We start from the raw sequence: 11,753 nt of genomic DNA, 5'->3' as shown, positions 1-11,753 counted from the left end.
CCAGCAAATCCCCCCTAGTGTATCTATCTGAGCCTGACGAAAATAACGAGTACTCTTTAGACGCCAGTAACGCTCTCGGGTTTGAATTAATGGCGTTGCATATTTGCGGGATGAATCAACTAAACGCGGGTATTACTTCATACTTTAAATAGTGAAGTAATAATTTAATTGAATACCTAAGCATATCTACAGATTTTGAATAGCATAGCGTTTTTCTATGTAGTCGCGCTAAGTAGTGACGTAAACGTGTATTTTCACCCTCTACCCTAGTCATATATGTTTTGCTCACAATATGATCCTCTGGCTGAATAAAACTCGGATAAACCCTCCACCCATCAGTAACATAAAAAAAGCATTGCCAGAGTTTAACGATGTCCCACAAAGGTTGAAATGCTTGTGAGCTGTGGTCTCCCACAACCCAAGCCAGGATATTTTTACGGAAGTGATTTACTGCTGTCCACAACCATATTTTGTTTTTTTTTGATCCCACAAAGGTCTCCAACTCATCAAGCTCACCTACCAAGGGTGTTTCCTCAACTGGTGGAGCATCTGGAAGTATGGAACCAATTTGTTTTAGCCAGTAAATAATAGTTGTATGATGAACGCCTTTATCGCGTTCAATTGCTCTAAATCCCATACCGTTAACATAAGAGCGCAGGCAACTTTGTTTAACTTCTTCTGAATAGCCTTTAGGTGGACTATAGACATCGATAAATTGACGACCACAATCAACACAAATGTGATTTTGTTTACCTCGACGTTTGCCATTCTTTCTGATTTTGGAAGACCCGCAGTTTGGACAATGCACAGTAGATTACCTCAATTCATACCTCTATTATGCAACGCCAATTTTTCCAGGGAAAGCCTCATCTCTTGCCCATTTTCAAAGATGACCTGCAAAGGGCGATTGCTTCGCAATCGCTCGTTGTAGACACTGTAACCGATTACACATCCAGTTGATTGCCATTTTGGATATCAACTTGTGGTTTTAGATCATTGGATTTTTCTGCGTCTTTTAACCATGCTTCTAAATCAGAAATCTGTCTAAAATCCAGTAAAGATTCACCCATTGCTTCTAATTGCTCTAGTGATAGTCTGTTTATCCTTTCCACCACAGGTGACTCGATTCCATCAAACTTGTGATTCAGCAACAGTAATATTATCTTTCGCTGTCCTTCTTGTCTTCCACGTTGTTCTCCTCGAAGTTCGCCTTCCTGAAGACCTTCCTGACGACCTTTCTGAAGACCTTTCTGAAGACCTTTCTGAAGACCTTCCTTAAGAATTTCGTTGTACCAGGGCGATTCACGTAATACCGTCATGTCCCACCTCATCATTTGTTGTACTAAAGGGATATCAAATACAAAGCTAGCAAAAAAAGACAACAACGGCTCCAAATCCCCCAACACTTGATTCTTGCGAAGATTGAGTAGAGCCTGACGCAGATTTACCTCACTATTACCCCCCTTCAAAATTGGGACAAACGGTAGCAAGGAAGACAGATTTTGCTCAAACACCGTCTCCGCCTCAATCTCCCACAAATTAATCACCCGATAGTCCTGATAGGCCCTACAACCCATAATTTCGGACTCATAACGGCTGCGAATTATCTCCGTCGGCCCAGGTTGAAGAATATTGACGACCACTGGATAGACTAGTAGCCCATACTTTTCCTCTACTAGAGCAGCATAAGCTCGCATTCGTCGAGGCATCTTAGCATCATGGCGCAGTTGTAGCTCATTCAGTAGAATAAAATCGCCACACTCAGGACTATGGGCCTTGAGCAAAACATCACTTTCCCGCTCGATCCATTGAAGTTCACTGTTAATAATTTCCTGAACTTTGATCGTTTTATCCCCCGTGACCCAACGCCCCCAAGCTTGTGGACTAAGTCCAATTAAACGTTTACCGCCAATATCTGATTTTTTTACCATAAACAATCACACAATGGATTTTTCTGCGTCTTTTAACCATGCTTCTAAATCAGAAATCTTTCTAAAATCCAGTAAAGATTCACCCATTGCTTCTAATTGCTCTAATGATAGTCTGTTTATCCTTTCCACCACAGGTAACTCAATTCCATCAAACTTGTGATTCAGCAACAGTAATATTATCTTTCGCTGTCCTTCTTGTCTTCCACGTTGTTCTCCTCGAAGTTCGCCTTCCTGAAGACCTTCTTGTCTCACTTTTTCTATATCTTGCTGGTACAGTGGTGCTAACCTCATAATTAACTCCTTATCTTCCCTTTCTTCAGCTTTTCCACTTTGCTCCAAGTTTTGTCTCAAAGTATATAGCAATTCTAGCACCTTTCTTCGTAATGGGTGATCTTCTGTCAGTTTTTCTAACTGATCAATTGCTTTTGTTCGTACTTTCCCCCTTCCCAATATTCTTAGCCATAATGTTTCCGGCGTGTTTGGTAAGTGGTGAATCGCTACAATCTTTGTCCTCAGACTTTTTCCTAAATGGTACACTCCTTGACAGGAATTGCTTTCTGCAACAGCATTAAACCCTTTTAGTATTTTCTTTGAGGCTGTTGGTGTCAGAATCCACAGATAGGGAACTTTTTCTTTGTCTAGTTTTCTTTTATCTCGCTTTGCTTCCCTTTGCATTAACCCTCTTATTTCCAGTAGCTTCAATATGCAATCACATATTTCTTCCTCTGATGCTGCATTCCTAAATGGTTCAAATATCCCTGGCAATCTGGCAAAACTGCCTAGTACACCTAAACCCGATAGTTTGGTGATTTTTTCACCTGCTGGAGAAAAGAAACAGTCTATTTGTCTAACTTCTCCTGGAACTCGCTTAAAAGATTCTATTTCTCCATAGGGCCTGAGTATTTCCTCTAAGTAGTCCTTGGCAAATTGGTCGTGAATGAATCGGGTCATTCTCTTAATCTTCCTTGTTCTTTCCTCTCAAAATTTCTTTGTGTCACCCATTAAGCGATCGCAGTTTATTTTAAACTCGTATTTGGTACACAAGTCAAGAGAATATGGTGCTTAATTTACATTTATTTACAAAGCTGATGGCTTATTACACATTAGCTTAAGTGGTTTTTACACCACTCAACATTTGTTTCAAATCAAAAGGGCGATTGCGAAGCACTCGCACTTGCGAGATCGCGAAGCACTTCCTATGGGCGTTCGCTGGGGAATTAACTATTATTGGGTTGAATCAACTCTTACCTGGAGACTGTCCGTGGGGGAGACCGGGAATCAATTCTCGGTCTCAAAGCGCAAGTCGGTTAAACCCGACTGGTTTTGTCGTGGGTAATCGTAGGTTGGGTTGAGGCACGAAACCCAACAAACCAACGGGATATATATAAATGCAACTTCAAAGCACCGGTCTAACCCCTGCCAATAACAAAGCGATATGCAGAGCAGCAGTGCCATTTACTACCGCTACAGCATATTTTGCTCCTGTATATTCCGCCAGCATGACCTCAAAGCGATCAACGTATTTACCAACAGACGAAACAAAGGTGGAATCAAGGCAATTTTTGACCAATTCCCACTCATTACCCATAAACTCAGGCTCATGGAGTGGCACAAAAGGATTCGGCTCTCCCAATACAGCTTTTAGCCCGCATAAAAAATTCTGTTCCAGTTTTTCCACTTCCCCAGTGACCCTCAAATGTTGTAGCGATCGCTCTTATACCCTGCCAAATTTGTCGGGTTCATAAACCATTCTGCCGTTTCTGCCAAACCCTGCTTAAATCCCTCACGCCCACCATATAAAGGTTCCCATCCCACAAGCTGTGCTGATTGTCGAGGTCCATAGGTATTAAAAGGACGAATGATTGATATAGGAGTATTAAAAGATTGGTAAGATGGTTTAACATTACAGATTTCGATTACACATCGGGTCAACCGGTTTTGACCCCCTCAACAGCGTTGTTTATATGAATTTATTTCAAATTAAAAGGGCGATTGGGAAGCACTCCCTATGGGCGATCGCAAAGCACTCGCGAGATCGCCCGTTGTAGACATTGTGACCGATTACACATCCAGTTGATTGCCATTTTTGGTCTTAGATCATCGGTTAAAACCGACCGGTTTTGCCGTGGGTGATTATTGGTTATAGGTTAAAATTGATACAGAAAAGCCATACCACTCGACTCTCTTAGCTGTGGGTGAGTCTGGTTAGCACGAACTGAGATCATGTAGACCGTCAAAGCTCTGCACCTTATGATTTAGCTTGTATTTTATTTGGATACGAGGCAATTAATTACCCCATGCCAGAATGATATCAGATTTGTTGCATAAGTCAAGAAGCTATAGGGATTAATTTACATTTCTTTACAAACCTGATGGTTTAACATTACAGATTTCGATTACACATCGGGTCAACCGGTTTTGACCCCCTCAACAGCGTTGTTTATATGAATTTATTTTAAATCAAAAGGGCGATTGCGAAGCACTCCCTATGGGATATGGTTCCACCCACTGCTGCTAATTACCACCCTCGAGGTCTAAATTTATCGTCATTGAGAATGACTAAATTATCTCCCGACTGCCCAATTACAAATAATCCCTTCCGATAAGCATAACGAGAAACATCCAGTGGAATTACCATTCCCGCTACTGCTCCCAATACCCGGTAACTTTCATACCTGGGGAAGAAACGCTTGAATTTTGATAGTCTTTCTAAATGTTCATTGACATCATCTTCTGATACTTTACTTTTCGCTTCAATTAAAATAATATCAGAACTATTAATAACTAATAGGTCAATTTCTAATCCTTCTTTTCCCGTTTGGATATAAGTGTTGCTGGCTATTTCTTTGACCGCTATACCTCTTTCTTGAAATAATTTCACCGCTGCTGGACGCACCTGTGATTCGACGAACTCTCCCAGTCGATTGCCTAATTGACCAATTTGGTTATTAACCCTTTTGGATTCTTCACGTAATAAACGTTCCGTTTCTTGGGACTGCTCGCGCAAGAGACGTTCTGTTTCTTGGAACTTCCGATCCGTTTCTTGGGACTGCTCACGCAAGAGACGTTCTGTTTCTTGGAACTTCCGATCCGTTTCTTGGGACTGCTCGCGCAAGAGACGTTCTGTTTCTTGGAACTTCCAATCCGTTTCTTGGGACTGCTCACGCAAGAGACGTTCTGTTTCTTGGAACCTCCGATCCGTTTCTTGGGACTGCTCACGCAGGAAACGTTCTGTTTCTTGGGACCGCTCACGCAAGAGACGTTCTGTTTCTTGGAATTTCCGTTCCGTCTCTTTCTGAGACTCAATAAGTTCTCCCAGCAGTTTCCATACCTCATCAGCAGTAGTCGCCATATTCTCCCGCTCCAATATACTCTTACACATCAGCTTAGCTGATTTCGACTCCGCTCAACCACAGGAGTTGTTTATATGAATTTATTTTAAATCAAAAGGGCGATTGCGAAGCACTCGCACTCGCGAGATCGCCAGTTAGTTTTCCAAACAATGCTTTTGTGTGCCACAAAGTTCTGAGTTAGTCAATATAACAACAGACCTCTGATGATTTCAAAGATTCAACTGCTTCATCCATCTCACAGTATAACAGCGATCGCTCTCCACCAATTCTCCTGATTGATACTTAGCAATAATCTCCTCAATAGCATCATCCACCGAATACTGAGGACTAAACCCCGTAGTCACCAACTTAAATAGAGACCGGAGTGAATGACACCGCTATTATTGCCGGTTTGATGTTTAGCCAGGGTGGATTCTTTTTCTAGGAGGACTAATCGGAGATCCGGGCGGGATTGGAAAATACGGAAGGCTGTAGCTAAACCGACAATACCACCTCCGACTATTAAGATGTCACAGGATTTGTCTATATGGGTCATTGTAGGTTGAGTTGAGAAAAACCAAATGGGAGATCGCTTTTTAGTAAGAGGGGGATGCGATTGGGAAGGAATTACCCGTGACTTGGTTGAGTTAATCCAAACCTGGAGACTGTCCGTGGGGGAGACCGGGAATCAATTCTCGGTCTCAAAGCCCAAGTCGGTTAAACCCGACCGGTTTTGTCGTAGGTAATCGTAAATGGAGATGGAATCGAAACCCACCACATAGTACCTGTTGCAAAAGGTGGTCTGGACGACATAGAAAACCTGAAGCATTTGCACTCAGCGTGTCATAAACAGGTACACTCAAAACCCAAGTTGAAAGGCTTGAAGTAAGGCTTGAGCCGGATGATGGGAAACCGTCAAGTCCGGTTCTTAGGGGAGGGAAGGATAGTGATGTCCAACCCTTACCCGACAGCTCAAGTCGGTTTTAACCGACTGGTTTTGCTGTGGGCGATTATGGTGTATGTGAATTTGTTTCAAATTAAAAGGGCTATTAGGAAGCACTCTCTACGGGCGATCGCGAAGCACTCCTTATGGGAGATTGCCTTTGCACACACTCCTGTTAACTACCACCCCCGAGGTCTAAATTTATCGTCATTGAGATAGAAGTGTTACTGGCTAAATTATGGTATATGTGAGTTTGTTGTATCTATTATCAGATACCGTTCCAATCCATCCGGTGCCAAATCTTCCCCTTCAGGCCAGCAAATCCCCCCTAGTGTATCTATCTGAGCCTGACGAAAATAACGAGGACTCTTTAGACGCCAGTAACGCTCTCGGGTTTGAATTAATTTTTCCAGGGAAAGCCTCATCTCTTGCCCATTTTCAAAGATGACCTGCAAACGAAAACCATCCAAAGGAACTACCTTTATCGCTTTTAGCCAGGGAGTTTTAATCTGAGAGTTCATGCCATTTCTCCAGTAATTCTACTTGATTATTCAGTATAAATATTTTGATTTTTTTTGCTTGAGCAGGGGGCATCTCCCCCGCTAGAGGTTCACCGTCTTCAAGGCTAAATGAACCGGCAAAATCTCCATACATGGCATGACAATGAGGTATCCCATGGTCATCCATGTACATATAAATGGAAATTCCAAAGAAAAAAGCGACTCGCGGCATTGTCAAATTCTCGCTACTAGGTTCAATTATTATCACATATTACGCACCGGGTTTTCTTGCAAAAGCTTGCCTAACCGCAGGCGTTGTTCTTGGATGGTCAACTGCCAACTCTGAGATCTGAGATTGGGCTGATAGTGCCACTTTAGCAGATGCATGATGAGCACCTCCAGGCGAGTGGCAAGCTGGCGTTTTTCTGAACGACCCATTGCTTCGATTTCTTCAGCGAGATTCATCCAGTCTAAGAAACTCGCTTGCCGTTGTCGCAGAAGTTCTGCCTGCTGGCTTGCCCAAGCATAAAAGTCGGCTTCATAATCGATAATCTGCATCGTGTATACCTCAAAAATGGCAGGTCGCCTCGCTCGCCGTATTAGTATCTAATTAAGTATAACACTTGGTAGGTTGAGTTTAAAACGAATCCCACTTCATGAACGGTTTAAAAGGGCGATTGCGAAGCACTCCTTACAGGAGATCTGCTTTGCGATCGCTCGTTGTAGACACTGTAACCGATTACACATCCAGTTGATTGCCATTTTGGATATCAACTTGTGGTTTTAGATCATTGGATTTTTCTGCGTCTTTTAACCACGCTTCTAAATCAGAAATCTGTCTAAAATCCAGTAAAGATTCACCCATTGCTTCTAATTGCTCTAGTGATAGTCTGTTTATCCTTTCCACCACAGGTGACTCGATTCCATCAAACTTGTGATTCAGCAACAGTAATATTATCTTTCGCTGTCCTTCTTGTCTTCCTTCTTGTCTTCCTTCTTGTCTTCCTTCCTGAAGACCTTCTTGTCTTCCACGTTGTTCTCCTCGAAGTTCGCCTTCCTGAAGACCTTCCTGAAGACCTTCCTGACGACCTTTCTGAAGACCTTCCTTAAGAATTTCGTTGTACCAGGGCGATTCACGTAATACCGTCATGTCCCACCTCATCATTTGTTGTACTAAAGGGATATCAAATACAAAGCTAGCAAAAAAAGACAACAACGGCTCCAAATCCCCCAACACTTGATTCTTGCGAAGATTGAGTAGAGCCTGACGCAGATTTACCTCACTATTACCCCCCTTCAAAATTGGGACAAACGGTAGCAAGGAAGACAGATTTTGCTCAAACACCGTCTCCGCCTCAATCTCCCACAAATTAATCACCCGATAGTCCTGATAGGCCCTACAACCCATAATTTCGGACTCATAACGGCTGCGAATTATCTCCGTCGGCCCAGGTTGAAGAATATTGACGACCACTGGATAGACTAGTAGCCCATACTTTTCCTCTACTAGAGCAGCATAAGCTCGCATTCGTCGGGGCATCTTAGCATCATGTCGCAGTTGTAGCTCATTCAGTAGAATAAAATCGCCACACTCAGGACTATGGGCCTTGAGCAAAACATCACTTTCCCGCTCGATCCATTGAAGTTCACTGTTAATAATTTCCTGAACTTTGATCGTTTTATCCCCCGTGACCCAACGCCCCCAAGCTTGTGGACTAAGTCCAATTAAACGTTTACCGCCAATATCTGATTTTTTTACCATAAATAATCACACAATGGATTTTTCTGCGTCTTTTAACCATGCTTCTAAATCAGAAATCTGTCTAAAATCCAGTAAAGATTCAGCTTCTGCATTTTGCAACAGTTCCTTACCTATCTCCTCAGATCATTGGATTTTTCTGCGTCTTTTAACCATGCTTCTAAATCAGAAATCTGTCTAAAGTCCAGTAAAGATTCAGCCAGTGCTTCTAATTGAGGTACTGACAATTGCCGGATCTGTCCCACCCGTTGCTCCGACAACTCCCCCAGTCGCCGAGTTAGTTGGCGAATCACCATGGCGATCGCCTTCTTGACAAACCTGTCCCTGATCCAACTGAAAAATGCGATCGCATTTTTCCAGCGTACTCAATCGATGAGCAATCAAAATCACAGTTAACCGATGACTTAACCCCTCAATTGCTGCCATCACTTCCTTTTCTGTGGTATTATCTAGGGCGCTGGTGGCCTCATCCAAAACAATTACAGAAGCTCGTTTATACAATGCCCTGGCAATGCCAATTCGTTGACGCTGACCACCAGATAACCGAATACCCCGCTCACCCACAATTTCTTCATATCCTCCCTCTCGACCTTCTATAAAATCCGCAATTTGAGCTAGTCTTGCTGCTTCCTGCACTCGCTCCATATCTATTTCACCCAGGGGTACACCAAAGGCAATATTTTCCGCTATGGTAGCATCACTGAGAAAAATACTTTGAGGTACATGGGCAATAGTGCGTTGCCAATTGGCTAATCTTTCTCCTTCTAGGGGTTCCCCATCTACTAAAATCTCTCCCTTTTCTGGCTGTAATAACCCCAGAATCAGGTCTGCTGTGGTACTTTTACCACTACCAGTGGTACCGATAAAACCCACGGTGGTATTGGCTTTAATCTCCAAACACAAATCCCGTAATACCCAAGGTGTGGATGGACTATAACGAAACCAGATATTCCGTAACTGTAAGCTCTGATTTAAAGGCTTTCCCATTCCCTGGGGGATGGGCAACATATCCACGGGCATGGCCAACTTCTCTAAAACCTTTTGCAGAGATACTTGGTTCCCCCGCAGGGATGCAATTGAACCAAAGCATCCCTGTAAAGCTGGTAAGAGGCGGTTGGCAGCTAAAGCTAAAGCCCCTAAAATGGGAACTACTCTAGCTAATTGCTCCTGCTGATATGCCATGACCACGGCAATGGTACAGATTGCCACCATGGCTATAGGTTCAATAACATAACGAGGTACTGAGCTGATTAAAACATTATTGGCACTTGCCAACCGCAGTGGTCTATCTACCTGACCATAGCTATTGACGAATATGCCTTGGTTCCTTTCCAGAATTACATCTCTGATTCCCCCTAAACCCTCTTGCAGATACTTAATCAAAAATCGGTTCTGACTGGTAATAGTATGGCTATTATTAGCTAAAGTGTGTTTGCTCACTTCTAGCAAAATCCAGTAACTGACCCCCAGGGTTACTGCTGTCCCAATAGCAATTCCTGGACTGATGATCACAACCGATAGCACCAGGGCAATGACAATCATTGTATTGACCGCCAACAATAGAGTTTGGGGTAAAATAGTGTTACTCACCAGACTAATATCACTTGTAATCCCGGCAATTAATTCGTTACTGCTGTGGCGAACATGAAAGCTGTAGGGTTGATACAAAACCCGGCGATACACTTCACAACTGAGTTCACTGGCTATGGCGGCTGCAAATCTCAATTGGGAGCGGAGAGTAATTATGCGTAGGATATTGGCTAATATGACTGCCATACCAAAGGTTCCAGCCAACCAAAGTACCAGGTGAAAGGTGGTGGAGACTTCTAATTTCTGCCAAAGGGGTTGGAATGTGGGATTTTGTAGCACTCCGTTGGCGTTACTTAGGGCACCTAAAAAGGGGAGGACTGCTCCTAGGCTAATGACTTCACTAGTAGCAGTGAGCAGCATGAGGATAAATAACCACAGTAGTTGTTGACGACGATGGGAAGGGAGCAGGCGGTATAGTCGGTGGAGGTCTTGAGGTAGGGACATGGGTGGGTGATTGTAGTCTATTAATTGTGGTACATGTAAATTTATTTTAAATCAAAAGGGCGATTGCGAAGCAATCGCTCGTTGTAGACATTGTGACCGATTACACATCCAGTTGATTGCCATTTTGGATATCAACTTGTGGTTTTAGATCATTGGATTTTTCTGCGTCTTTTAACCATGCTTCTAAATCAGAAATCTGTTTAAAATCCAGTAAAGATTCACCCAGTGCTTCTAATTGCTCTAATGATAGTCTGTTTATCCTTTCCACCACAGGTAACTCAATTCCATCAAACTTGTGATTCAGCAACAGTAATATTATCTTTTGCTGTCCTTCTTGTCTTCCTTCTTGTCTTCCACGTTGTTCTCCTCGAAGTTCGCCTTCCTGAAGACCTTTCTGAAGACCTTCCTGAAGACCTTCCTTAAGAATTTCGTTGTACCAGGGCGATTCACGTAATACCGTCATGTCCCACCTCATCATTTGTTGCACTAAAGGGATATCAAATACAAAGCTAGCAAGAAAAGACAACAACGGCTCCAAATCCCCCAACACTTCATTCTTGTGAAGACTGAGTAGAGCCTGACGGAGATTTACCTCACTATTACCCCCCTTCAAAATTGGGACAAACGGTAGCAAGGAAGACAGATTTTGCTCAAACACCGTCTCCGCCTCAATCTCCCACAAATTAATCACCCGATAGTCCTGATAGGCCCTACAGCCCATAATTTCCGACTCATAATGGCTGGGAATTATCTCCGTCGGCCCAGGTTGAAGAATATTGACGACCACTGGATAGACTAGTAGCCCATACTTTTCCTCTACTAGAGCAGCATAAGCTCGCATTCTTCGGGGCATCTTAGCATCATGGCGCAGTTGTAGCTCATTCAGTAGAATAAAATCGCCACACTCAGGACTATGGGCCTTGAGCAAAACATCACTTTCCCGCTCGATCCAAGGAGGCCTGATGCTCCGGACTAGGGAGAGTGCGATCGCCAACGAATTACCCGTGATTATTCGTTATAGTTTAAAATTGAGACAGAGACATCCTACCACTAGCCACCTAGGTAGATGAGTCTAGTTGGTACGAACTGAGATCATATAGACCGTCAAAGCTCTGCACCTTATGGTTTAGTTTATATTTCATTTAGAAACAGGAGGAACAATTACCTCATGCCGGCATAATATCATAACTTGTTGCATAAATAAACCAAGGATTGCGATTATTTTACATTTCTTTACATCATTGGGAGATCCCC

General features: G+C 43.1%; 16 protein-coding genes. 1 reads left to right on the top strand and 15 read right to left on the bottom strand.

Annotated features, from left to right (window positions below):
- Nucleotides 1-115: 115 nt before the first annotated feature.
- The 8 genes from C6N34_RS13500 to C6N34_RS13470 form a co-directional block, all read right to left on the bottom strand.
- Nucleotides 116-808 carry an IS1 family transposase gene (locus C6N34_RS13500; RefSeq protein ID WP_141302948.1) on the bottom strand — a complete coding sequence of 231 codons (693 nt, stop codon included), beginning with the start codon at nt 806-808 and terminating at the stop codon, nt 116-118.
- Between the two features lie 136 nt (nt 809-944).
- Nucleotides 945-1,931, bottom strand: coding sequence for an Rpn family recombination-promoting nuclease/putative transposase (locus C6N34_RS13495; protein ID WP_236107102.1), 987 nt, complete (start codon nt 1,929-1,931; stop codon nt 945-947).
- Between the two features lie 6 nt (nt 1,932-1,937).
- On the bottom strand, nt 1,938-2,882 hold the full coding sequence (locus tag C6N34_RS13490; protein ID WP_236107100.1) for a DUF4351 domain-containing protein: 945 nt from the start codon (nt 2,880-2,882) through the stop codon (nt 1,938-1,940).
- A gap of 445 nt (nt 2,883-3,327) precedes the next feature.
- Nucleotides 3,328-3,609 carry a DegT/DnrJ/EryC1/StrS family aminotransferase gene (locus C6N34_RS13485; protein ID WP_236107089.1) on the bottom strand — a complete coding sequence of 94 codons (282 nt, stop codon included), beginning with the start codon at nt 3,607-3,609 and terminating at the stop codon, nt 3,328-3,330.
- A gap of 14 nt (nt 3,610-3,623) precedes the next feature.
- Entirely contained in the window at nt 3,624-3,863 is a 240-nt protein-coding gene (locus C6N34_RS13480; RefSeq protein ID WP_057176835.1) for a hypothetical protein, read from the bottom strand.
- A gap of 586 nt (nt 3,864-4,449) precedes the next feature.
- Complete coding sequence (locus C6N34_RS13475) at nt 4,450-5,283, bottom strand: hypothetical protein (protein ID WP_236107098.1); 834 nt, start codon at nt 5,281-5,283, stop codon at nt 4,450-4,452.
- Between the two features lie 210 nt (nt 5,284-5,493).
- Nucleotides 5,494-5,628 (bottom strand): hypothetical protein, encoded by a 135-nt coding sequence (locus tag C6N34_RS17030; protein WP_255356404.1) that lies wholly within the window; start codon nt 5,626-5,628, stop codon nt 5,494-5,496.
- Nucleotides 5,625-5,819, bottom strand: coding sequence for an FAD-dependent oxidoreductase (locus tag C6N34_RS13470; protein ID WP_057176834.1), 195 nt, complete (start codon nt 5,817-5,819; stop codon nt 5,625-5,627). The genes C6N34_RS17030 and C6N34_RS13470 overlap by 4 nt, the downstream gene beginning before the upstream one ends.
- Before the next feature lie 189 nt (nt 5,820-6,008).
- Here C6N34_RS13470 and C6N34_RS17250 point away from each other — a divergent pair, with 189 nt between their 5' ends.
- Nucleotides 6,009-6,152: an HNH endonuclease gene (locus tag C6N34_RS17250; protein WP_115538187.1), complete on the top strand. Its 144-nt coding sequence runs from the start codon at nt 6,009-6,011 to the stop codon at nt 6,150-6,152.
- 290 nt (nt 6,153-6,442) lie between these two features.
- Here the strand turns inward: C6N34_RS17250 and C6N34_RS13465 are convergent, their stop codons facing one another.
- From C6N34_RS13465 to C6N34_RS13435, 7 genes are all read right to left on the bottom strand, one after another.
- A complete protein-coding gene (locus C6N34_RS13465) occupies nt 6,443-6,727 on the bottom strand; it encodes a DUF2442 domain-containing protein (protein WP_006277523.1) in 285 nt (94 codons plus the stop codon).
- Nucleotides 6,711-6,899 carry a DUF4160 domain-containing protein gene (locus C6N34_RS13460; protein WP_187706426.1) on the bottom strand — a complete coding sequence of 63 codons (189 nt, stop codon included), beginning with the start codon at nt 6,897-6,899 and terminating at the stop codon, nt 6,711-6,713. The genes C6N34_RS13465 and C6N34_RS13460 overlap by 17 nt, the downstream gene beginning before the upstream one ends.
- A gap of 71 nt (nt 6,900-6,970) precedes the next feature.
- Nucleotides 6,971-7,264 carry a DUF29 domain-containing protein gene (locus tag C6N34_RS13455; RefSeq protein ID WP_115538184.1) on the bottom strand — a complete coding sequence of 98 codons (294 nt, stop codon included), beginning with the start codon at nt 7,262-7,264 and terminating at the stop codon, nt 6,971-6,973.
- A gap of 181 nt (nt 7,265-7,445) precedes the next feature.
- Nucleotides 7,446-8,468, bottom strand: a complete 1,023-nt coding sequence (locus C6N34_RS13450; protein WP_236107096.1) for an Rpn family recombination-promoting nuclease/putative transposase — start codon at nt 8,466-8,468, stop codon at nt 7,446-7,448.
- A gap of 110 nt (nt 8,469-8,578) precedes the next feature.
- A complete protein-coding gene (locus C6N34_RS13445) occupies nt 8,579-8,725 on the bottom strand; it encodes a DUF4351 domain-containing protein (protein ID WP_236107094.1) in 147 nt (48 codons plus the stop codon).
- Complete coding sequence (locus tag C6N34_RS13440) at nt 8,661-10,499, bottom strand: ABC transporter ATP-binding protein (RefSeq protein WP_181884057.1); 1,839 nt, start codon at nt 10,497-10,499, stop codon at nt 8,661-8,663. Before C6N34_RS13440 ends, C6N34_RS13445 begins: the two co-directional genes overlap by 65 nt.
- Before the next feature lie 100 nt (nt 10,500-10,599).
- On the bottom strand, nt 10,600-11,427 hold the full coding sequence (locus C6N34_RS13435) for a DUF4351 domain-containing protein (protein ID WP_236107092.1): 828 nt from the start codon (nt 11,425-11,427) through the stop codon (nt 10,600-10,602).
- Nucleotides 11,428-11,753: the final 326 nt, after the last annotated feature.

It is taken from the genome of Cylindrospermopsis raciborskii Cr2010 (assembly GCF_003367075.2).
GTDB lineage: Bacteria > Cyanobacteriota > Cyanobacteriia > Cyanobacteriales > Nostocaceae > Raphidiopsis > Raphidiopsis raciborskii.
Note: the sequence above shows the minus strand (reverse complement) of the source record. Positions and strands in the feature narration are given on the sequence as shown.